This is a genomic window from Mesorhizobium sp. B4-1-3 (assembly GCF_006439355.1).
Lineage (GTDB): Bacteria > Pseudomonadota > Alphaproteobacteria > Rhizobiales > Rhizobiaceae > Mesorhizobium.
This window is the reverse complement of the sequence record NZ_VFTG01000040.1, coordinates 1-22,177: the sequence shown is the minus strand read 5'-3', so window position 1 is coordinate 22,177 and position 22,177 is coordinate 1. Positions and strand designations below refer to the sequence as shown.

Sequence of the window (22,177 nt, the reverse complement as noted above, 5' to 3'; positions counted from 1 at the left end):
ATGTCGTTGCCCAAAACCGGGTCTCCACTTTTGGGCGACATGCATTAAGTCCAGATTAACCCTGATATCTGGGGCAGGCACTTTGCCTGTCCAGCCATCACCAGTACCTCACATCGCTCAATTTCCCGCCGACGCCGGGGCACGGTTAACGTTTCGAATCGTCCTGATTCCGCCAATCTGCCAGAAGGTCAAGCGCCTCTGGCATGATTCGCATGAAAAAAGCGAATCAATTACCCGACTTAGAGGCGTCGATTCGACGCGCTGCGCATTTCCACTTCACTTCAATGGGTGGCGTTGGGCCCTAAACGCGGCCAACCCTGCCCGACGAAACGCCGAATCCTTCGATCAGCGCTTCGGTTGCCTGCACATCGTTGAATTGCGCTTGAATCTCGACGAGATGTCGGAAGTTTTCGTCCGAAGGGTCTGCATCGAGCGCCGCCTGCGCCTGTTTCAGCTCTCTATGTAATGTGCGGGCGCTGCGCTGCAAGTGCATCGCCTGGTTGAAGGCGTCGCGGGCATCATCGAGCGCCGCGGTTTCGAGCGCCGGCCATTGCCGCGCCCGCTTGATCAGCTCCACCGCCCGCTCCCAGATGCCGCCGCAGCCGGCGCGCTCGATGGTGGCGATGACCGCGCCGCGCTCGTCGGCCGCATCATGCGCCATGGCGTCGAGAATGGCCGCGTGCAGCTTGCGCAAATCCGAATTGACGAGGTCGAGGAATTCGACATGGGCGAAATTCTCGTCGATCAGCGCCGGATGGTTGACCAGGGCCACGATGATCGTCGCCTCGCGCACCGACATCCCCTCGCCGCCGCGCTTGACCAGCGCCGACTGGCCAAGGCTTTCGGTGATGGCGATGCGGCCACTTCCGCCCTTGGCGAACTGTCCACCGGGTGCCGGTTTGCCTTGACCGCGCTCGCCCGGCCGGCCGCCATCCTGGCGACCCTGCCGCAGGCCGCGCTTCGAACCGAAGAAGCTCTGTTCGCGCTCGCGCATTTCCTGCTGGTAGTGATAGCGCGTGCTTTCGTCACGAATGCGGCTGGTCAGCTCGCGCAGCGTCTTCCCGAGCTCCGCCCGCCGCTCCGGCGTGTCGAAGACGCCGCCCGCCGTCTCGCGCATCCACAACAGATCGACCAGCGGTCGCGCGTCGGCAAGCACGGCGCGGAATGCCTCCGGCCCCTCGGCTTTGACCAGATCGTCGGGATCCTTGCCTTCCGGCAATATCGCGAAGCGTGCCGAGCGCCCGGGTTGGACCGCTGGCAGCGCAAGGTCGGCCGCGCGCCATGCCGCTTTCAAACCGGCTTTGTCGCCGTCGAAGCACAGCACCGGCTCCGGCGCCATGCGCCACAACAGTTCGAGTTGGTTTTCGGTGAGCGCGGTGCCGAGCGGCGCCACGGCGTTTTCGAAGCCGGCCTGCGCCAGCGCGATCACGTCCATATAGCCTTCAACTGCGATCACCGTGCCGCCTTTTGCCAGGGCTTTGCGGGCGCGGGCGAAATTGTAGAGCACGTTGCCCTTGTGGAAGAGCTCGGTCTCCGGCGAGTTCATGTATTTGGCCAAGGCGTCGGGCGCCAGCGCCCGTCCGCCGAAGGCGATGATCTTGCCGCGCGAATCCGGGATCGGGAACATGATGCGGTCGCGGAACCAGTCATAGGAGACCGGAATGTCGTCGCCATGCCGCACCAGCCCGCAGGCCTCGATATCGGCCTTCGGCACGCCCTTGGCGGCAAGATGTTCCTTGAGCGCGTTGCGGCTGTCGGGCGCATAGCCCAGCCGGAAGGATTGCTGTGTCGCCGGCGTCAGCCCGCGGTCGCGCAGATAGGCGCGGGCTTTGGCACCGTCGGCGCTCTGCAGCCGCTCTTGGAAAAAGGCGGTCGCCATCTCCATCACGTCGGTCAGGCTGGCGCGTTCCTTCTCGCGCCGTTCTTCCCGTTCATCGCGCACTGGCATCGGCACGCCGGCCATCTCGGCGATCTTCTCGACCGCCTCGGGAAAACTCATGCCGTCGAGCTCGGTGAGGAACTTGAAGTGATCGCCCGAAACCGAACAGCCGAAGCAGTGGTATCGGCCCTTCTTGTCCTCGCAATGAAAGGATGGGCTCTTCTCGCCATGGAACGGGCAGCAGGCCCAATAATCGCCGCGCGACGTGTTGGTCTTCTTCCTGTCCCATGCGACGCGCTGGCCGATGACCTGAGAAATCGGCACGCGGTCGCGTATCTCGTCGAGGAAGGCGGGCGGAAAGCGCATCGGGTGAAGCTCGTTTGCCTCCATATAATCAAGTCGCCCGGTCGCGGCGACTCTGGCTGACCGATCGTACCCGCTTTTCACAGAGGAAGAGAAGGCGGCCGGTGGCCGCCTTCCGAATTTGCGGATTGTCGTGGATTAGTGCGCGGCGATCGCGCCGAAGATGATGCCGGAAAGGATGCTGACCAGCACATAGTCGTTGCCGACGCGGATCCACTCCTGGCCGGGGCCGGGGCGGCGCAGGCCGTAGCGGTTCCAGTCGCGGATCGGCTGGTGGCGCCTCCAGTCGGAGTAGCGCTGACCGTTGCGCCAATGGCTGCGCTTCACGACCACCTTCTTCTTCACGACCCGCTTGTCGACATGCCTGCCGGGCTTCTGCCAGTCGACCTGGGTGTAATTCGACTGCGGCGTGTTCGGCTGGGCAAACGGCGCGGCCTGGCCGGAGAGGGCCGAGGCGGCCAGCATCGAGGCGGTGACGGCGCAAAGTATGAGACGCTTCATGGTCGGTACTCCTTGTTGTCGATGGACGCATGAGTAACCGCCAATGAATGAACCGAAACTGAACGTTAGAATTACAATTCTGTAATGGTTTCCGATGCTTGCGCAAGCTGCTTCAACAACGCCTCGGATCGTCCTCGGTCACCCGCCCGGCATCGGCCACTATGAGGCGAAGCGCACCCGCCAGGCGCATGCAACCAATGCTTCCTCCATTCATTTCCGACATGCGCCGTCGAGCCGAGACGATCATCGCATCAGAAAAATCTATTACTCGGCTAATCTTAATTGGTATATCTCGACGCGTTGGAATGGCTAAGAATCGCACCCCTCTCCACATCGCTGGAGCCACCTCGCGAGGTCGGCTGTGAGCGGCTCCGTCGTCCTCCTGCACCTTGCCGGCGCGGTGGCGCTGATGCTGTTCGCCACCCGCATGGTGAAGACGGGGGTCGAGCGCGCCTATGGCGACGTGCTTCGCCACAGGCTGCGCGCCACCATGCGCAATCCGATCATGGCGGTACTGGCCGGCTGTGGCCTTGCGGTCGCGCTGCAGAGCTCGACCGCGGTGACGCTGCTGGTCGGCTCCTTCGCCGGCGCCGGCATCGTTTCGGGCGCTGCCGGGCAATTGGCAGTGCGCGGCGCCGAGATCGGCTCGGCCCTGGTGGCCAAGCTGCTCACCTTCGACCTCACGCTTCTGGTGCCGCTCTGCCTGATCGCCGGCACGGTCATGTTCATGGCCACCGAGCGGCGCGACTGGCGGCAGATGGGCCGCATTCTGATCGGCGTCGGCCTGCTGATTCTGTCGCTGGAGATGATAGGCCAGGCGTCGGAGCCGCTGCGCAACAGCCAGTTGATGCCGCTGATCATCAATTATTTCTCGGGCGACTCCATCACCACTTACCTGTTGGCCGCGCTGGTCACCTGGCTGTTCCAATCGAGCATCGCCGCGGTGCTCTTGATGGCGACGCTGGCGGGCCGCGGGCTGATCACGCCGGAACTGGGCGTCGTCCTGGTGCTCGGCGTCAACCTTGGCTCGTCGCTCATTGCGCCGATGCTGACGCGGTCGGCGCCGCCCGAGGTGCGCATCGTGCCGATAGGCAACCTTTTGATGCGCGGCCTCGGCTCGCTGATCATGCTGGTCCTGATCATGACCTTCAAGCCGGATGTCGCCTTCCTCGGCAGAAGCGCGCCCGATCAGATTGTCAACGCCCACATCCTGTTCAACGTGCTGATCCTGCTGGCCGGCCTGCCGCTGGCCGGCCTCGTCTACCGCGCTTCCGAAAAGATCGTGGCGCTGGGCAGCAAGCCTCAACCCGCCGCCACGCTCGAGGTTGTCGAACTGTCGGCGCTGAACGAGAGCGCCCTCGACACGCCGAGCCAGGCGCTGGCCAACGCCACGCGCGAGGTGGTGCGGGTCTGCGAGACGGTCGAGATCATGCTGAAGCGCATCATCGAGCTCTACGAGGATGCCGATCCCGCCAAGATCAAGGCGCTTGCCGCGCTCGACGACCGCGTCGACAGGAAGCATGCCGCGATCAAGCTTTACCTCGCCAAGGTCACCAGGAATCCGCTCACCGAGGACGAGGCGTTGCGGTGCCAGGAACTGATCGGCGCCTGCGTCAAGCTGGAGCAGGTCGGCGACATCATCGTTCGCAACATGCTGGTGCATGTCAGGAAGAAGCTGGAGCGCGGCCTGGAATTCACGCCGGAAGGCTGGCAGGAGCTTTGCGCCTTCCACTCCTCGGTGCTGGCCAACGCGCGGCTTGCCTTCAACGTGCTGGTCTCGCGCGATCCGGAAACCGCAAGGCAATTGGTTTTGGAGAAGGACCTGCTGCGCGAGCGCGAGAAGGAAACCAGCGCCAGCCATTTCCTGCGCCTGCGCGAAGGCACCGCCAAGAGCGTCGAGACGAGCTCGATCCACCTCGACACCATCCGCGACCTGAAGCAGATCAACTCGCTGCTTGCCTCGATCGCCTATCCAGTGCTCGAGGAGCGCGGCCTGCTCGGCGCCTCGCGGTTGAAGGCGAGCTAAGTCATTCCAGGAAAAGTGCGAAGCGGTTTTCCGTCCGGAATTGCCCAAAAACAAAGGCGGTTGGCCGATTTTCTGAGACGGTCAGCCGCGATCGGGACCTACCGAAAAAATTAAGTCTTTGCTCATCCTCGCTTCCGTCGGCTAAGAATCGCCTGAGGACCTGTTGGGAGGACGATCGGTCAATGGACACGCATTCGCGCAGCTTCGCCAAGGCGCTTTCGTGGCGCGCCACCGGCACGATCGACACGATGATCATATCGCTCGTCGTCACCGGCAGCATCAAGCTCGCAGCCACCATTGGACTGACCGAAGTCGTCACCAAGTCGCTGCTTTACTATCTGCATGAGCGCGCCTGGCTGAAGATCCCGTACGGGCGCAAAACGGCCGCCTAGGCATGATGCCGAAAAGTGTGAAGCGGCTTTCGGACGAAACTCGACAGGCCGGCTTCGATCGGTCCAGTCAAGAAAAGCTAAAGCGCCATCGCCAATTTCTGCATTGCCGCGCCCGCCCGAGCGTGGTTTGAGGCCATGCATTCGTCGCATATGTTTTGAACCATGCTGCCGCTGATTGCCCTTTTCCTCGCCGCCTTCGCCTTCGGCACCACCGAATTCGTCATCGCCGGCGTGCTGCCGGAGGTGGCGCAGGGCCTCGGCGTTTCGGTGCCGACCGCCGGCTATCTCGTTTCCGGCTATGCCTGTGGCATTGCCATCGGTGGCCCTCTGCTGGCGCTCACCACCAGCAAGGTCTCGCGAAAGACGCTGCTCATCAGCCTTACGATCGCCTTTACCCTTGGCCAGGTGGCCTGCGCACTGGCGCCCGATTTCACCTCGATGCTTCTGCTGCGTATTGCGACCGCCGTGGCGCATGGCTGCTATTTCGGCGTCGCCATGGTGGTTGCTGTCAGCTTGGTGCGCGAGGACCAGCGCGGCCGGGCGGTCGCGGTCATTCTCTCGGGGTTGACGGTTTCCAACGTCATCGGCGTGCCCGCCGGCACCGCGATCGGCAGCCTGTGGGGCTGGCGGGCTACCTTCTGGGTGATGGGCGCGCTAGGCCTGGTCGCGATCGTCGCCATGCTGGCGTTGCTGCCGCGCACGGCAGGCGCCGCCAACCGGCCCGCCGGGCTGGCACGCGAAGTTCGCGTGCTTGGCCGCCAACAGGTCTGGACCTCGCTGATCCTGATGCTGATGCTGATGATCGGCCAGTTTACGCTGTTCACCTACATCACCCCGATGCTGCTCGAAGTGACCGGCCTCGACGAGAGCCTGATCCCGTGGGTGCTTTTGCTCAACGGCGTCGGCGCCACGATCGGCGTCCTGGTCGGCGGCAAGCTCGCCGACTGGAAGCTGATGCCCTCGCTGATCGTCATGCTCGCCCTGCAGGCTGCGGCGCTCGGCGTCGTCCATCTTGTCAGCCCCTACCCGGTGCCGATGATCGCGGCAATCGTCATCTGGGGCGGTCTCAACTTCGCCATCGGCGCGCCGATCCAGACGCGCATCCTCGCCTGGACGGCCGATGCCTCCAACCTCGCTTCCTCGCTGATCCCCTCCGGCTTCAACGTCGGCATTGCGCTCGCCGCGTCGCTGGGCGCGGCGATGCTCAGTGCCGGCTACGGCTATCGCAGCCTGCCGCTCGCCGGCGCCCTGGCCATGCTGGTGGCGGTGGTTGTGGCTGTGGCTTCGCAAACCTGGGAATGGCGCAGCCGCGCGACGCCGCCGCTGCCTGCGGCAGCCGAGTAACGGGCCGCGCCAAGCTTTCAGCCTCAGACCTTAGGTCGCGAGGAGTCCGGCGCTCCCGCAAGGATGGCAACCAGGCTCTGAAGGCCTTCCTTCAACCGTTCGCGGTTGGGGGTAGCGCCCAGCGCCAGGCGGAAGCCATTGGCGAAGTCCGTCCCTATGGCGAACTCTTCCGCGGGGCTGATTGCCAACCCTCGACGGCGGGCAATGTCGGCGAGTTCGACTGAGCGCAATTCGCTCGTCAGCGGATACCAGAGGTGCAGGCCCGCATGCGTTGCCGCAAAACCCTTCGGCAGGATGGTGCGGGCAATTTCTTGCCTCGCCAGCGCTTCGCTGCGCACGGCGTCGGTGATCTCGCCGGCAAGGCCGCTGCGCAGCCACTCGCAGGCAAGGCCCGTCATCAGCGGCGGCGCCATCATGGTGGTGCCGCGGATTGCTGCCGCGATCCGTTCCGCGGCGCGCTGGTCAGGTGCCGCCAGGAAGGCCGTGCGCAGGAAGGGCGAGATGCATTTCGCCGACGTCGCAACATGGAAAGTCCGTTCCGGCGCCAGGGTCAGAAAAGCCGGCGGCGGCGCTGCAAGCAACCTGCTGTAGGGATCGTCCTCGACGACGGCCAGCTCGAGCTTCGCGGCTATGTGGGCGAGTTCTCGCCGCCTGCCTTCGGGCATGACAGATGCGGTCGGATTTTGCAGCGTCGGATTGAGGTAGACAAAGTGGGCGCCGTGCCGTCGCGCCGCCTGCTCGAGATCGTCCGGCCGCATGCCTTCATCGTCGTTTGCAACAGCGGCGAGCTTGCGCCGCGTGGCTGCGGCTAGCGCGATCAGCCCGGGATAGGTCAGCGCATCGGAAAGGATCGTATCGCCCTCCCGGGTCTCCGCCAGCACGACGGCCGTGAGCAGCGCCTGCGCGCCCGAACCGACAACGACCCTGTCGGCCGGCAGCCTGTCTCCTGCTACGGCGAGCCATGACGAGCCGGCGGCGCGCTCCGCGGGCGAGCCTGGGCCCGGATGATAGGAAAGCAGCGCTTCCGCGCTGGAGCGCCTGAGCAGCCCTTCGACACCCGTCCTGATCAAAGCTGGCAGGTTGAGGCCGGCCGGTGCCGGCGGAATGTTCATGCTGAGATCGAGGATGGGCTCCTCCGGTTCGCCGGGCGTGACGAAGGTGCCGCGGCCCGCCGTCGCGTCGATCAGGTTCCTGCGTCGGGCTTCGGAAAACGCCCGCGTGACTGTCGTGAGATCTACCCCGAGCAGCCGAGCGAGTTCCCGCTGCGGCGGCAACCTGTCGCCAGGCTGCAACCGGCCGTTCGAGCGGGCATCCGCCAGCGCGTCCACGATTTTCAAATAGACCGGCCGCGGCCCTGGCTCAAGAACCGGGAGCCAGTTGGTGTCACTTTCGCCGATCACCTGTCGCCGATCCATACATTTTGCCGCATTGTATGCATACAATTATGATATATGTATGTATCCGCGATCTCAAGGCCGGCTCGGTCTTACGCGATATCCATCGGAGCGACGATCATGGAAGACCTTGCGCATTATCCACGTCTGGTGCCTTGGCAGGTGGGAATTCGGGGCCGCTGTCCGCGTTGCGGTGAGGGCCACCTGTTCGACGGATTCCTGAAGCTGGCGCCGAAATGCGATGTCTGTGGGCTCGACTATTCCTTCGCCGACCCCGCCGACGGGCCGGCCTTCTTCGTCATCTGCTTTGCTTGCGTGCCTTCTGTGCTGTTCGCCGTCTGGGCGCAGGTGACCTTCGAGCCCTCAATGTGGTTCCACGCTTTCGTTTCGATCCCGATCGTCCTCGCGACCTGCATCCCGCCGCTCAGGCCGCTCAAAGGCTGGCTCGTGGCAAGCCAGTTCTACCACAAGGCGGAAGAAGGCAGGCTGGCCAAGCCTGGCGAGTGACCGCCGAACCGCTTCGATCTAGCATGTGGCCCGGTTTCGGGACAAAGACATGCTTAAAATCAAGAAATTCAAAAGCAGGTCGCATGAATCCTTCTTCACGCGACCTGCTTTAAAGATCGATCCGATATTTGAGGCTTTCCGCGCCACCATAGGCGGGGACCTTGGCGAAGCGCCCGACAAGCATGCCGCCATTGGCGAGGATCACCTTCTGGGATGCAAGATTGTCGAGGTCCGTGGTGATCTCGACATGGTCCAGGCCCACTGCCCTCGCCTCGCCGAGCATCAGCCGCAACGCTTCGGTGGCGTAGCCGCGCCCCTCCCTCCATGGCACCACCGCATAGCCGATATGGCCAAGCACGTGCGGCGGCAGTGCCGATGTGCCTTTTTGCCAGCGCAGCCCTATCGAGCCGACCGCCTCGCCATCCCAGATCCAGCGCCGAAAGCCGGGCAGGCGCGGCACGGTCGTGCCGTCGGGCAAGGTGATGGGCGGCCCCTTGGCCTCGGGATCGTCGAGGCTGGCGACAAAGGCTACCGGATCCCAGTCGATCGCCTCGAGCTGCTCGCGCGTTGCTTCCAGCAGCCGCACATTGTCGGGCGACCACCCGCGCTCGAGCGCCGCCTTGTAGGACGGCAAATGTTCGAGCGCGGGTTTGACGATCTCGATCATGGTTCGCTTCCCTGTCGAGACCGAGATAGCCGCCACGCGGATCGCCCTCAAGTCGCCTGGAATTGGATTTCACCCTTGTTGAGGAAACAGGCCTTGTCGAACAGCGACAGGTCGAGTGGGTTCGGCAGCCGGATATCGCCGATATCCGGGAACGGTTTCAGGGCGGCATCGTAGGACCTGTCGACCTGCGAGATGAAGACCAGCACCAGCCCGCGTTCCCGGGCGAACGATCTCAGCGCGCGTATCTGGACCATGAGCTCGGGATTCTCGCGCTTCTGGTCGAGCAGTTGCAGATAGTCGATCACCGCCAGCGTGCCGCGCGGCGCCGACCGCAATGCCTCGATAATGTAGGCGGCGCTGATGGCGTCGGAATTGTCGAAGGTGAACAGGTGGTCGAAATCGGCAGGGGCGGCGCCGATGTCCCTGAACCGGCCCAGGATGTCGGCATGCGTGTATTTCAGGGTGAAGAATACGGCGCGACCGCCCTGCTCCATGGCCGCCACGGCGAGCTCGAGGCTCATCAGCGTCTTGCCCTGGCCAGGCCTTGCCGCCACGAGGACCATGTCGCCGGGTATCAGCCGGGCCAGCAGCCTGTCGTCGGACGCGGCTTCGGCGACCTTGGCCGCAAGCAGGCTCCAATTGGCGAAGCCTTCTCCACCGGCAACGCGGTCGAGCGCTGTGTGGAGCGGAACATTTTCCCGACGAGACAGCAGCCTCGCCTGGCGTTTCAGATGATAGACGGGTGCGGAAAGCCGCATCGAAAAACCTCCTGCCGCGAGCAGTCTCGGCAACCCCTCCTTATGCCTGGCGCTCGAACAGTTGGTCGGGTGATCGACTGCCCTGCATGAACCATGCTTCCCGGTGGAGGGAGGAGGCGTGGGCGCGCCGGAATCAGATCATAGCTCAATCGAAGCTGGCCGAAAATCCGACCTGCAAAAGGCGTCGCTAAACTAGATGTGTTTCGCCGATGTGTGCGAAACCTTCTATGATCGACCCGGCTGATTCATGGGTGCGAGACATTTCGACGGGAGGGGCAAGAGGGTGCGGTTGATATCTGTTCCGCTGGGCGCGGCCATCTTCTGTCTTGTCGCGGTCCTGGCCGCTCTGACCGCATCGGTCAGCTCGTTCGCGGCCTTGCGGCCGTCGACCATTCCCGCCTGGCTGCAGCGCCACGTCGGCGACGGCGAGGGCCAGATCTCTCGGGTCGTGCTGGAGCGGGCGCGCGCGCTCTACCAGAAGAAGGTCAGCGAGGGCTCGGTCAGCAACCCCTGCTATTTCGCCATGGATGCCACGCGTCCCGGCGACCTCGGCAACAGCGTGCTCGGCCAGCGCTATTACGTCATCTGCGAAGAAAAGCAGATCTTCCGTGCGGTGTCCTCGGGCCATGGCGGCGGCCGCAACCTGAAGGGCGTCGCCGATTTTTCCAACGGCAGACGCTGCGCGAAGAATTTCGGCAATGCGATGGACTCCGAGCTGACGGCCGGCGGCGACTATATGACCGCCGAAACCAAGACGTCCTTCAAGGGCTATTACCGGGTTGGCGCTGAGAACGCGGTGTTCATGCGCACCTTCATCCAGTTCGACGGCGAAGGCGAAGCGGCGAACGCCAGGCAGCGCGTGATCGGCGGCCATCCGGCGGCCTTGCTCAGGGGCATGTGCCTGCGCAAGGACCCGAGCAGTTCCTACGCCGACCATGACGGCTTCGTCCCGTTCGGCAAGCTGGTGAATTATGCCGGCGGCCGCAGCAATGGCTGCACCAGCTGGTCGCCCGCCGATGCCGAGCAGATCATCCCGCTCGTGAAGAACAATCCGACGACGCTCTACATCTATCCGGAATCGCGCGACATCGCCGCTGTCGCGCGGGCCAAGGCCGCCGGCCAGGCGCTCTCAGCCGCGGGCACCTATTGGAACGCCTCCTGCCTGAAGGAGATCGGCGCGCCCAAATTCTGGCCGAAAAAGACACTGGAGCCGATCATCGCCCAGTACAAGAAGGACCATCCGGCGCCGCCGCCGCAGCCGGTGCCGATCTGCAAGGACTGAGGCTGTCCTCTATTGAAGCAGAGCTTTGACGATGGCGCTCGCCTTGGCGAAGTCCATCTGCCCGGCATATTTCTGCTTCAGCGCTCCGATCACCTTGCCCATGTCCTTCTGGCTGGCGGCACCGGTCGCCGCGATCGCCTCGCGCGCGGCGGCCTGGATCGCCGCGTCGTCGAGCTGCGTCGGCAGGAATTCGCGGATGATCTGCATCTCGCCGCGCTCCTGCGCCGCCAGCTCGGGCCGCTTGCCGTCCTCGAAGGCCTTGGCCGATTCCTCGCGCTGCTTCACCATCTTGGCGAGGATCTGCAGGATCTCCTCCTCGCTCGCCGGCGGCTTGCCGGCGCCGCGATTGGCGATGTCGCGATCGTGGATAGCGGCCTGGATCAGCCGCAGCGTCGGCAGGCGGTGCTTGTCCTGCGCCTTCATCGCGCTCTTCATGGATTCGGCGATTTTCTCGCGCATCGTGCTTCTCCTTCGAATGCGGCGGACAATAGCTTTGCCGAACGGGCAACGCAAATTCCGGCAAGCCGCTGATATTGCTGCACGAATGGAAAACAGGGCTGGTTGGCGGCGTCCGCATTGACCGTTCGGGTGCCTTCGCCTATGTACTTGGTCCTGCATGAGACAATGAGTTGACGCGCGGAGGCTGGTAAATCCTGCTTCGCGCGCTTTGCTGCGCGAGTGGTCCCGCTGACCAGTCGCAGCGCCCTGACAGGAGTGCCGCCATGGCCACGACCACCGCCCCCTGGGCCACCGAAAAGCCGACCGCCCTTCTGGTGCTCGCCGACGGCACGGTGATAGAGGGCCGCGGTCTCGGCGCCACCGGATCGGCCGTTGCGGAAGTGTGCTTCAACACCGCGCTGACCGGCTACGAGGAGATCCTCACCGACCCGTCCTATGCCGGCCAGATCGTCACCTTCACCTTCCCGCATATCGGCAATGTCGGCACCAATGACGAAGACATCGAGGACCTTAACCCGGCAGCCCGCGCGGGCGCCGTCGGCGCGATCTTCAAGGCCAATGTCACCGACCCGTCCAACTATCGCGCCGCCGGCCACCTCGACCAATGGCTGAAGCGGCGCGGCATCGTCGCGCTGTCCGGCATCGATACCCGCGCGCTGACCGTGCTGATCCGCGAGAAGGGCATGCCCAATGCCGTCATCGCCCATGCGCCCGACGGCGTCTTCGATATCAAGGATTTGAAGCGGCAGGCCGCTGCCTGGTCGGGCCTGATCGGCCTCGATCTTGCCAAGGAAGTAACGTCCGGCCAGTCCTCGGTCTGGCGCGAGACGCCCTGGGCCTGGAACGAGGGATTTGGCGAGCAGGACGCACCGTCGATGCATGTCGTGGCGATCGACTATGGGGTGAAGCGCAACATCCTGCGCCTGCTGGCGGGGCTTGGCGCCAAGGTCACCGTCGTCCCGGCCCAGACCGGCGCCGACGAGATCCTGGCCATGCAGCCGGACGGCATCTTCTTGTCGAATGGCCCCGGCGACCCGGAAGCGACCGGCGAGTATGCCGTCCCGGTGATCCAGAACCTCTTGAAGACCGACATCCCGGTGTTCGGCATCTGCCTCGGCCACCAGATGCTGGCGTTGGCGCTCGGCGGCAGGACCGAAAAGATGCATCAGGGCCACCACGGCGCCAACCATCCTGTCAAGGACCACACCACCGGCAAGGTCGAGATCGTGTCGATGAACCACGGTTTCGCCGTCGATGCCGACTCGCTGCCCGAAGGCGTCGAGGAAACCCATGTCTCGCTCTTCGACGGCTCGAATTGCGGCATCGCACTGACCGGCCGGCCAGTCTTCTCGGTGCAGCACCATCCCGAGGCCTCGCCTGGCCCGCAGGATTCGCACTACCTCTTCCGCCGCTTCGTCAACCTGATCCGCGAACGGCGCGGCGAGGAAGCGCTGGCCGAACGCGCCTAGTTCAAACAACCGACCTAAGCAGCGTCGGTGACCGCTTCCTGGGTATGCATGCGCTCGACTTCCTTCGGCGTCGGCTTGGCCACCTTCGTTACGAAGACGATCACCGCCAGCGTCAAGAAAATCGCGCCGAGCACATAGGGCGCGCCGCCGAACACGACCGGCGCCGTCGGGCTGGTGAACCAGGAGAAGATCGCCGTGTAGAGCAGCGGCGTGATGATCGAGGTGATCGAGAAGATCGAGGTCATCGCGCCCTGCAATTCGCCTTGAGCCGAAGGCGGCACCTTGGCGGCGGCGAGGCTCCTCAGCGGCGGGTCGGCCAGCGCTTCCAGGCAGCCCGCCACGATCACCGCATAGATCATCCAGCCTTGTGTCGAAAACGCATAACCGAAGGCGCTGAGCGCGGTGAAGGTCAGGCCGATCGCCGCCGTCCTCCATTCGCCGAGTTTCGGAATGATCCGCGGCAGCACCGTCGCCATGATGATTGCGCCGCACAGGCCGAAGGCGCCGAGCGAGAAGCCGATCTGCTGCTGGTTCCAGCCATAGCGGTAGTTCGAGACGAACGCCCAGACCGCAGGATACATCATGTGGCCGAGCGTCATCAGGAAGAACACAAGCCCGATCCAGCCGATGCCCGGATAATTGCGCATCTGGATCAGCGTGCCGACGGGATTGGCGCGCTTCCATTCGAAAGGCCGCCGGTGCTTCTCGTCCAGCGTCTCCGGCAGGAACATCGTCGCGATCAGGAAATTCACCAAGGCAAGCGCGGCGGCGAAATAGAACGGCACGCGCGGCCCGAACGTGCCGAGCAGCCCGCCCAGCACAGGGCCGATGACGAAGCCGACGCCGAAGGCGATGCCGAGCAGGCCGAAATTCTTCGCCCGGTTCTCGTCGTTCGAGATGTCGGCGATGAAGGCCGATGTCGTCGAGTAGCTCGCGCCGGAAATGCCGGCCAGCACCCGGCCGATGAACAGCATCGGATAGGACCAGGCGATGGCGCAGATCAGATTGTCGATCGAGAAGGTCAGCACCGAGGCGAGCAGGACCGGCCGGCGCCCGAAACGGTCGCTCAGGCCGCCGATGATCGGCGCGAAGAAGAACTGCATCGCCGCGTAGACGAAGAACAGCCAGCCGCCCTCGATCGCGGCCTCGCTGACGCCGACGCCGCTCAATTCCTCGAGATAGGCCGGCAGCACCGGCATGATGATGCCGAAACCGATGATGTCGAGCAGCAGCGTCGTGAAAACGAGCGCAAGGCCCCGCTTGGCGGTTTTCGGGTCGATCATGGCGACAAGCTCCTCAGGCCGCCCGAGGCGGGAGGCACCTTATAGGCGACGTCGCCGGCGGGAACAATACGCGAACGAAGGCAAATGCCTTATCCTGACATCCCTTGCCAGCGCTTCGATCGCCGATCTCAGCGGTAAAGAAGCCGCGGGCGCCGCCTCAGATCGGACCGGTCATCGTGTTGCAGTCGGACAGCTTGCCGCTCTTGTAGCCGCGCGCCAGCCATGTCTGCCGCTGCTGCGAGGTGCCATGGTTGAAGCTTTCCGGCACGACATAGCCCTGCATCCTCTTCTGCAGCGTATCGTCGCCAATCTGCTTGGCGGCGTTCAGCGCGCTTTCGATGTCACCCTGCTCCAATATGCCTTTTTGCGCGGTGTAATGCGCCCACACGCCGGCGAAGCAATCGGCCTGAAGCTCGATGCGCACGGAGAGCTGGTTGGCGTCGGCCTCGCTCATGCCCTGCCGCATCTGGTTGAATTTGCTCATGATGCCGGTGAGGTTTTGCACATGGTGGCCGACCTCATGCGCAACCACATAGGCGCGCGCGAACTCGCCGGAGGCACCGAACTGCTGGTCGAGCTGCTGGAAGAAGGTCATGTCGAGATAGACCTTGTGGTCGCCCGGGCAGTAGAACGGCCCGGCCGCCGCCGAGGCGAAACCGCAGGCCGAACGAACCTGCCCGCTGAACAGCACCAGCTTGGGGTCCTCGTAGGTCAACCCTTGAGACTTGAAGATGCCGGTCCAGGTGTCTTCGGTTTCCGCCAGCACGGTTGCGACGAACTGCTTCATCTCGTCATTGGCGGGCGCGTTTCCACTGTCCTGTGTCTCGGTGATCTGACCGCCGCCGCCCGGCAGCAGGCCGCCGTCGCCGCCACCCAGGATCTGCGACGGATCGAAGCCGAAATACCATCCCGCGAGCACGACCAGGATAACCAGTAGGATGCTGCCGCCACCGCCCGTCCGGCCGCCGATTGGGATGCGGAACTGGCCGTCGCCGCCCAAACCGCCGCCGAGCCCGCCGCCGCTATCGCTGCGCTCGTCCTCGATGTTGTCGCTCTGACGACGGCCTCTCCAAAGCATGGCAACTCCTCGCAATGCGAATGTCCCGGTGGGGCTGGCCCGCGACCGCCCCGTGCTGACAATTATCGCAACGGCTGAACTAAGTCACAGAGTTTTTCGCGCCAGAAAAACGCGTGGTCAGAGGAAACTCCCATCGGGCCGGTTAATTTCCACTCCGTATAAACCGGCTGAAAATCTCAGCTTTTCTGCTTGGCGCCGGCGCCTTTGCCGTCCGAACTTTTCGAACGTTCCTCGAATGCGCCGCGCCCTTCTTCAGCCGATGGCCGGTCTCGGCCTCGGTCTTGCGCCCGCCCCCGGCGGCGGCCTGCCGCAATCCTGTGGCCGCTTGCTTTCCCTTGGCGGTCGGTGCCTGTTCGATACCCATTGCTTCCTCCCTAAACGTGATAATCGCGCGATGTGGGAAACAATGAAGCGGAGATGCGTCGGTTCCGCTTCGATACGCTCGGGCGGATCGAAACCTACGCCTGGCGATGCGTCATCGCCCGGCGGAAGGCGTCCAGCGTTTCGGCGCTGACATGGTGCTCGATGCCCTCGGCATCGATGCGCGCCGTCTCGGCGCTGACGCCCAGCGAGCGCAGGAAGGCCTCCACCGTCTGGTGGCGGATGCGGCTTTCCTCGGCGACCTTGCGGCCGGACTCGGTCAGGAACACGCCGCGATAGGGTTTTCGCGAGACCAGCCCGTCGGCGCACAGCCTGGTCAGCATCTTGGCCACTGTCGGCTGCGCGACGCCAAGCCTCGCCGCGATATCAACCTGCCGCGCCTCGTTGCCGTCCTCGATCAGATCGGCGATGAGCTCGACATAGTCCTCGACCAGCGCGCTGCGGCGCGCCTGGCGCTGCTGCCTGAATCCTTCCGAATGGATTTCGGCATCGGGAAGCGGCTCTTCGCGTCGAACGGGTTTGTTCCTAAGCGCCAATATGCGCTCCTCCTGGCCTGTCCCGGAGCATGATGCCGAAAAGTCTGAACCGGTTTTCGAACGACATCATGACCATCTCGTTGGCTGAATCGGGACCCGCATCCATAACACGAAACCTCCTGATGATCCGGCCGTTTATTTGCATTCCCACGCGGGCGCAACCGGCGTTTGCCGCCGCCTTCTCTGGAACTTGCTCCCGCGGATCACGAAAGCATGATCAATGAAGTATAGCTTATTGCATATGTTGAGCCATGACATAGGTAATAGGCACTTGGATAATTCCAGCGGAAATCCCAATGTCCGATGCCGATGCAGCAGCCCGACCCGCCTGGCGATTCGACAGGCCCGATGACGAGCAGCCCAGCCTGCGGGAGGTGAACGCGTCGGTCGCGGTGCCGCGGACCGGCGTCTGGTTCCGCCGCCTGTTTGCCTTCATGGGGCCGGGCTACATGGTCTCGGTCGGCTATATGGACCCGGGCAATTGGGCGACCGACCTCGCCGGAGGCGCGCAGTTCGGCTACACGCTGCTTTTCATCATCATGCTGTCGAACCTAATGGCAATTCTGCTGCAGGCGCTGGCGGCGCGGCTCGGCATCGCGACCGGCCGCGACCTCGCCCAGGCCTGCCGCGCCTATTATCCGCGCCCCGTCAATCTGGTGCTCTGGATCGCCTGCGAGCTGGCGATCATCGCCTGCGATCTCGCCGAGGTGATCGGCACGGCCATCGCGCTGCAGCTTTTGTTCGGCATTCCGCTGATCGGCGGCGCTATCCTCACGGCTCTCGACGCCTTCCTCGTGCTTCTCCTGATGAACAAGGGCTTCCGCTACCTTGAAGCCTTCGTCGTCGCCTTGCTGATCATCATCTTCGGCTGCTTTGCCGTTCAGATCTTCGTCGCCGCGCCGCCGGCCGGCACCATCCTGCATTCGATATTCGTGCCGTCGTCCGAGATCGTCGCCAATCCGGCGATGCTCTACATCGCCATCGGCATCATCGGTGCCACCGTGATGCCGCACAATCTCTATCTGCATTCCTCGATCGTGCAGACTCGCGCCTATGAGCGTACCGAGACCGGCAAGCGCGACGCCATCAAATGGGCGACGACGGATTCGACCATCGCGCTGATCCTGGCGCTGTTCGTCAACGCATCGATCCTGATCGTCGCGGCGGTCGCTTTCCACGACACCGGCCATCACGATGTCGCCGAGATCGGTCAGGCCTTCGAGCTGCTGTCGCCGCTGCTGGGCCTGAGCATCGCCTCGATCCTGTTCGCGGTTGCGCTGCTCGCCTCCGGCCTCAACTCGACCGTCACCGCCACGCTCGCCGGCCAGATCGTGATGGAAGGCTTTTTGCGGCTGCGCATCCCACAATGGGCGCGCCGCCTGTTGACGCGCGGCATCGCCATCGTCCCGGTGGTGGCCGTCACCGCGCTTTATGGCGAGAAGGGCACGGCCGAACTTTTGGTCCTCAGCCAAGTGGTGCTGTCGATGCAACTGCCGTTCGCCGTCATTCCGCTGGTGCAGTTCGTGTCGGACAAGAAGAAGATGGGCAGTTTCGCCATACCGCGTGCCGTCGCGGTCCTGGCCTGGATGGTGGCGGCCGTCATCCTTGTTCTCAACTTCAAGCTGCTCTATGACACCATCGCCGGCTGAGCGCGACATTCCAGCCGGACGCGCTATTCTTGGCGCCATGGCCGAACCGGACGAAGCCCGCAGATTCTACGCCAGGCTGATGGCCGCGCAGGCGCGGTCAGCCGACCCGCGCGTCGAGGAAGTGTTCGCCTCGGTGCCGCGCGAGGCGTTCCTGGGTCCAGGACCATGGACGGTGTTTGCCGGCGAAGGCCGGTTCGAGACGCCGAGCGCCGACCCTCGCTACATCTACCAGAACGTGCTCGTCGTGCTCGATGCCGGCAAGGGCATCAACAATGGCGAGCCGCTGCTGCACGCGATGTGGCTCGGCAAGGCGGAGCCGAAACCTGGCGAGGCCGTCACCCATATCGGCGCCGGCACAGGCTATTACACGGCGCTGCTGGCGAGACTGGTCGAGCCGGGCGGCAGCGTCACCGCCTTCGAGCTCGAGCCCGACCTTGCCGCACGCGCCAAAGCGAATCTTGCGGCTTACGACAACGTCGAAATCGTCCAGGCCGACGCGGTCGCCAATCCGTTGCCGTCCTCCGACATCATCTATGTCAATGCCGGCGTCGTCGCCCCGCCCGCCGCATGGCTGAAAGCGCTGAAACCCGGCGGCCGCATGATCTTTCCGTGGCGTCCCTCCGAAACCGTCGGCCTCGCGGTCCTCATCACCCGCCTGGAAAACGGCTTTGCCTGCCGGCCCTTCATGGGCTCCTGGTTCATTCCTTGCGTCGGCGCTTCCACCGCCGAGCCGGGCGCGAAGATACCGACCCGCGAGCGCGCTGTGCGCACCCGCTCGATATGGCTGACGGCGACAAAGGCGCCGGACCGCACCGCGACCGCCGTGTTCGGCGAGGTCTGGTTCTCGTCACGCACCATTCGAGTCGACGACACGCGATAGAAATTTGCGAGGCCGTGTCGGAAAGCGGCCTTGCCGTTCGTCCTAGAAGCATGACCCCGAAAAATGGGAACCGGTTTCGAGAAAGATCATGCTCGAACAAAGAGTTAGGCCGTGATGGCGATTCAGCGAAACGCCATCACGATCTAGGAACAATTCCAGGAAAAGCGCGAAGCGGTTTCCGTCAGGGATTGCGTAGAACGCTTTGGGCAGAGATCCGGCCGCGACGGCGCGGATCAGCGAAAGGGAGAATAAAGATGCGCAAGATCATCGCCGCCACGTTTGTCAGCCTCGACGGCGTCATGCAGGCGCCCGGCGGTCCGGAAGAGGATCCGGTCGGCGGATTCAAGTTTGGCGGCTGGACGTTTCATTACTTCGACGAGGTGGCGGGCAGGGCAATGGAGGAACTGTTCTCCAAGCCGTTCGACCTGCTGCTCGGCCGCAGAACCTACGATATCTTCGCCGCGTACTGGCCGTATCAGAACGACGCCATCGCCGATGTCTTCAACCCCGCGACGAAATATGTGGCGACGCACCGGCCGGATTCGCTGACCTGGCAGAACACGAAGTCGCTCGGGCCTGACATCGTTGCGAGGCTTAAGGAACTCAAGCAGGAAGACGGGCCGGACCTGCTCATCCAGGGCTCGGGCAATGTGATCCAGACCCTGCTCGCCAACGGGCTGATCGACGAGATCCGGCTGATGATCTTCCCGCTGCTGCTGGGCAAGGGCAAGCGGCTGTTCGGCGACAACGCGATGCCCGCGGCCTTCAAGCTCGTCAAATCGCAGGCTTCCACCACCGGCGTCATCATGGCGACCTATGAGCGCGGAGGCGAAATCCGTACGGGCTCGTTTGCCCAGCAGGAGCCTTCCCAGGCCGAGCTCGAACGGCGCAGGACCTGGAAGTAGCACAAGGCTGTCGCCCGGCGGGCCAGGCCCGCCGGGCGTCCGATTAGGAAGCCTCTTTCGCAACGACGACCGAACGGTCAGGAACGCCGACGATCCCCACCATTACCGCCTTTGAACGTTCGCCCGACGGCGGCAGAGGGCTGGCGCGCGACATGCAAGTCCGTTGGGCGTTCGAGGAAGTCGGCCAGCCTTATGACGTTCGTCTCGTTTCGTTCGGCGGTATGAAGCAGCCCGCGCATCTCGCGCTCAACCCGTTCGGCAATATCCCGACCTATGAGGAAGGCGATCTCGCTCTGTTCGAGTCAGGCGCGATCGTCCTCCACATCGCGGTGCGTCACGGGGGCCTGTTGCCTGATGATGCGAACGCCCGGGCGCGCGCGGTCGCCTGGATGCTCGCCGCCTACAGCACGGTGGAGCCGCCGATCCTCGAGCGCGCGACCGCCGTGATCCTTGAGCGCGATGCGCCGTGGCACGATGAGCGCCTGCCCCTGGTCGACGACCGGATCCGCAAGCGTCTGGCCGAGCTCTCCCGCTACCTCGGCGATTGCGACTGGCTCGATGGCGCTTTCAGCGCCGGCGACCTTCATGGTGGGCGTGCTGCGCCGGCTGCAGCGATCGGGACTGCTGAACGAATTCCCTAACGTTGCCGCCTATGTCGCCCGCGGCGAGGCGCGGCCGGCCTTCAAGCGGGCATTCGAAGCGCAATTGGCGATCGCCAGGGCGGCAGCGGATGCCTGACCGGCGGTCGCGTCACGCCGCCTGGCGATAGCGCGAAAGACCTTCGCGGATGCGGCTGGCGAAAGCCTTCGCGGCTGGCGCGGTGGCATGTTTCGGCAGATGCAGGTTGACCGAGAAATTCGGCAGCGGCGGAAGACCGGCATCGGACAGGATATCGAGATCGGCCGGCACGGTCGAGGCGAGCCATGTGGTCACGGCGAGGTCCGACCGCACCGTCGCGGTCGTCGCATCGATGTTGCCGTTCTCGAACACGGTGCGCCAATCGAGCCCATTCTCGCTGAGCGCGGCCAGTACCGCCGGCCGGAAGGCGCAGGTGTCGGCGACGATCGAGACCGGCAGCGGCCGCTTCAGGCGCGCCGCCCCGCCCCTGGCGCCGACCCAGACCAGCCGGTCGACGAGCAGGCATTCGCCGGCGCTGGGGCCGACGCGCTCCTCGATCACGGCAAGGTCGATGGTGCCGGCCGCCAAGGCCGCCGCGAGTTCCGGCGAAGAGGCGCAGACCAGCGATATTTCCACTTGAGGATAGGCTTCGGCATAGGCTTTCAGCACGGGCGCGAGCAGGGTGCCGACGAGATCGTAAGGCACGCCGATCCGCACCTGTCCGGCAACGGCCCCGCTCCTGATTTCGGTGAGGATCTCGTCGTTGAGCTGCAGCAGGCGCCTGGCTTTGTCGAGCAGCCGCTCACCCACCCGCGTCAGCTTCAAACCGCGGCGGTCCCGCTCGAACAGGCTTTGCCCCAGCACCTCTTCCAGCCGTTTGACCTGCTGGCTGACGGCGCCCTGCGTCAGGTGGAGCGCGTTGGCGGCCGCCGTCATGCTGGCCTTGTCGGCCGTCGTGACGAAGGTGCGGATGAGGGTCGTGTCGAGATCGCGGATCATGACGACATTATAATTGCTAATGCAAACCATATCAAACATTGCATTTACTGATGTCGCGAAGCGCCTAAGCATGCCGGCTTGTTCGACTGGGAAGCCCGCATGTCCGAAACCATCATCCCGCTGGTCCTGTTCGCGCTGATCTCGACCGCGACGCCCGGCATCGCCACAACGCTCTCGACCGCCTCCGGCGCGCAATTCGGTTTTCGCCGTTCCGTGCCGCTGATGGCCGGCAGCGCCGCCGGACTGGCGACCGTGGCGGCAGCGGGCGCGGCCGGCCTGGCTGGACTTTAGCCGCCATTCCATCCCTGCAGCTCGCCATGAAGATCCCCGGCTCGCTCTATCTGATCTGGCTGGCGATCAAGATCGGCCGCAGCGGTCCGCCCAACCTCGACATCAGCATGGCCAAGCCGAACAGCTTTTTCGGCGGCGCCGGCATCCAGTGGATGAATCCGAAAGGCTGGGCGATGGGGCTCGGCGCCGCCGCGTCCTTCGCGGCCCTTGCGGATGGTCCGCTGCAACTCGCGCTGCTGCTGGGCGCCGTGTTCGGCCTGGCCGCGGCTTTCTCGCTGTCGCTGTGGTGCGTGGCGGGAACCCTGCTTGCCCGCCTTCTCAAGACTGAGCGCCAGTGGCGCGCGCTCAACATCGTGCTCGGCCTGCTGCTGGCCGCCTCGATCCTGCAGATGTGGCGGCCCGCCTAACGCTGGTTCCTCGCCCCACGAAAGTGGGGAGAGCGACTATCTGGCGTGTCAAGTTGCATTTGCGAACTCGGTTCTCGCGTCGCGTGCCTTTGCGTTGAGGATGACGAGA

19 protein-coding genes and 3 pseudogenes are annotated in these 22,177 nt (G+C 64.2%); 11 read left to right on the top strand and 11 right to left on the bottom strand.

Features of this window, described 5'->3' with window-relative positions; translation table 11 throughout:
• Positions 1–301: 301 nt before the first annotated feature.
• Positions 302–2,245 carry a DNA primase gene (gene dnaG / locus FJW06_RS28305; protein WP_140756744.1) on the bottom strand — a complete coding sequence of 648 codons (1,944 nt, stop codon included), beginning with the start codon at positions 2,243–2,245 and terminating at the stop codon, positions 302–304.
• Positions 2,246–2,380: 135 nt separating this feature from the next.
• Positions 2,381–2,743, bottom strand: a complete 363-nt coding sequence (locus FJW06_RS28300) for an RcnB family protein (RefSeq protein WP_140756742.1) — start codon at positions 2,741–2,743, stop codon at positions 2,381–2,383.
• Between the two features lie 361 nt (positions 2,744–3,104).
• On the opposite strand from FJW06_RS28300, the gene FJW06_RS28295 reads away from it, so the two are divergent.
• From FJW06_RS28295 to FJW06_RS28285, 3 genes are all read left to right on the top strand, one after another.
• Entirely contained in the window at positions 3,105–4,769 is a 1,665-nt protein-coding gene (locus FJW06_RS28295; RefSeq protein WP_140756740.1) for a Na/Pi cotransporter family protein, read from the top strand.
• A 182-nt stretch (positions 4,770–4,951) separates the two neighbouring features.
• The gene (locus FJW06_RS28290) at positions 4,952–5,161 is read left to right on the top strand and encodes a DUF2061 domain-containing protein (RefSeq protein ID WP_095766624.1); all 210 of its coding nucleotides are present in this window, start codon (positions 4,952–4,954) and stop codon (positions 5,159–5,161) included.
• A 162-nt stretch (positions 5,162–5,323) separates the two neighbouring features.
• Positions 5,324–6,505 carry an MFS transporter gene (locus FJW06_RS28285; RefSeq protein ID WP_140756738.1) on the top strand — a complete coding sequence of 394 codons (1,182 nt, stop codon included), beginning with the start codon at positions 5,324–5,326 and terminating at the stop codon, positions 6,503–6,505.
• Positions 6,506–6,528: 23 nt separating this feature from the next.
• On the opposite strand, the gene FJW06_RS28280 is transcribed toward FJW06_RS28285, so the two are convergent.
• Entirely contained in the window at positions 6,529–7,833 is a 1,305-nt protein-coding gene (locus tag FJW06_RS28280; protein ID WP_246674905.1) for a PLP-dependent aminotransferase family protein, read from the bottom strand.
• Positions 7,834–8,019: 186 nt separating this feature from the next.
• On the opposite strand from FJW06_RS28280, the gene FJW06_RS28275 reads away from it, so the two are divergent.
• A complete protein-coding gene (locus tag FJW06_RS28275) occupies positions 8,020–8,406 on the top strand; it encodes a DUF983 domain-containing protein (protein WP_140756734.1) in 387 nt (128 codons plus the stop codon).
• Between the two features lie 109 nt (positions 8,407–8,515).
• On the opposite strand, the gene FJW06_RS28270 is transcribed toward FJW06_RS28275, so the two are convergent.
• Positions 8,516–9,073, bottom strand: a complete 558-nt coding sequence (locus tag FJW06_RS28270) for a GNAT family N-acetyltransferase (protein WP_140756732.1) — start codon at positions 9,071–9,073, stop codon at positions 8,516–8,518.
• Between the two features lie 47 nt (positions 9,074–9,120).
• Positions 9,121–9,831, bottom strand: coding sequence for a DNA helicase (locus tag FJW06_RS28265; protein WP_140756730.1), 711 nt, complete (start codon positions 9,829–9,831; stop codon positions 9,121–9,123).
• Positions 9,832–10,114: 283 nt separating this feature from the next.
• On the opposite strand from FJW06_RS28265, the gene FJW06_RS28260 reads away from it, so the two are divergent.
• The gene (locus FJW06_RS28260) at positions 10,115–11,113 is read left to right on the top strand and encodes a hypothetical protein (protein WP_140756728.1); all 999 of its coding nucleotides are present in this window, start codon (positions 10,115–10,117) and stop codon (positions 11,111–11,113) included.
• 9 nt (positions 11,114–11,122) lie between these two features.
• Here FJW06_RS28260 and FJW06_RS28255 read toward each other — a convergent pair whose 3' ends face one another.
• Entirely contained in the window at positions 11,123–11,572 is a 450-nt protein-coding gene (locus FJW06_RS28255; protein ID WP_140756726.1) for a GatB/YqeY domain-containing protein, read from the bottom strand.
• A 263-nt stretch (positions 11,573–11,835) separates the two neighbouring features.
• Between FJW06_RS28255 and carA the strand changes: the two genes are divergently transcribed.
• Positions 11,836–13,041, top strand: coding sequence for a glutamine-hydrolyzing carbamoyl-phosphate synthase small subunit (gene carA, locus FJW06_RS28250; RefSeq protein ID WP_140756724.1), 1,206 nt, complete (start codon positions 11,836–11,838; stop codon positions 13,039–13,041).
• Positions 13,042–13,055: 14 nt separating this feature from the next.
• On the opposite strand, the gene FJW06_RS28245 is transcribed toward carA, so the two are convergent.
• From FJW06_RS28245 to mntR, 4 genes and pseudogenes are all read right to left on the bottom strand, one after another.
• On the bottom strand, positions 13,056–14,324 hold the full coding sequence (locus FJW06_RS28245) for a TCR/Tet family MFS transporter (RefSeq protein ID WP_140756722.1): 1,269 nt from the start codon (positions 14,322–14,324) through the stop codon (positions 13,056–13,058).
• A 157-nt stretch (positions 14,325–14,481) separates the two neighbouring features.
• On the bottom strand, positions 14,482–15,402 hold the full coding sequence (locus FJW06_RS28240; protein WP_140756720.1) for a neutral zinc metallopeptidase: 921 nt from the start codon (positions 15,400–15,402) through the stop codon (positions 14,482–14,484).
• A 176-nt stretch (positions 15,403–15,578) separates the two neighbouring features.
• Positions 15,579–15,766: pseudogene (locus FJW06_RS28235) on the bottom strand (hypothetical protein).
• A gap of 94 nt (positions 15,767–15,860) precedes the next feature.
• Complete coding sequence (mntR, locus tag FJW06_RS28230; protein WP_140756718.1) at positions 15,861–16,319, bottom strand: manganese-binding transcriptional regulator MntR; 459 nt, start codon at positions 16,317–16,319, stop codon at positions 15,861–15,863.
• A 296-nt stretch (positions 16,320–16,615) separates the two neighbouring features.
• Between mntR and FJW06_RS28225 the strand changes: the two genes are divergently transcribed.
• From FJW06_RS28225 to FJW06_RS28210, 4 genes and pseudogenes are all read left to right on the top strand, one after another.
• Positions 16,616–17,968: an Nramp family divalent metal transporter gene (locus FJW06_RS28225; protein WP_140756716.1), complete on the top strand. Its 1,353-nt coding sequence runs from the start codon at positions 16,616–16,618 to the stop codon at positions 17,966–17,968.
• A 37-nt stretch (positions 17,969–18,005) separates the two neighbouring features.
• Positions 18,006–18,848: a methyltransferase domain-containing protein gene (locus FJW06_RS28220; protein WP_140756775.1), complete on the top strand. Its 843-nt coding sequence runs from the start codon at positions 18,006–18,008 to the stop codon at positions 18,846–18,848.
• 254 nt (positions 18,849–19,102) lie between these two features.
• Positions 19,103–19,753 carry a dihydrofolate reductase family protein gene (locus FJW06_RS28215; RefSeq protein ID WP_140756714.1) on the top strand — a complete coding sequence of 217 codons (651 nt, stop codon included), beginning with the start codon at positions 19,103–19,105 and terminating at the stop codon, positions 19,751–19,753.
• Positions 19,754–19,905: 152 nt separating this feature from the next.
• Positions 19,906–20,491 (top strand): annotated as a pseudogene (locus tag FJW06_RS28210) (glutathione S-transferase family protein).
• A gap of 12 nt (positions 20,492–20,503) precedes the next feature.
• On the opposite strand, the gene FJW06_RS28205 reads toward FJW06_RS28210, so the two are convergent.
• Positions 20,504–21,370: a LysR substrate-binding domain-containing protein gene (locus FJW06_RS28205; RefSeq protein WP_140756712.1), complete on the bottom strand. Its 867-nt coding sequence runs from the start codon at positions 21,368–21,370 to the stop codon at positions 20,504–20,506.
• Between the two features lie 99 nt (positions 21,371–21,469).
• Here FJW06_RS28205 and FJW06_RS28200 point away from each other — a divergent pair.
• Positions 21,470–22,068 (top strand): annotated as a pseudogene (locus FJW06_RS28200) (LysE family translocator).
• Positions 22,069–22,177 lie beyond the last annotated feature (109 nt).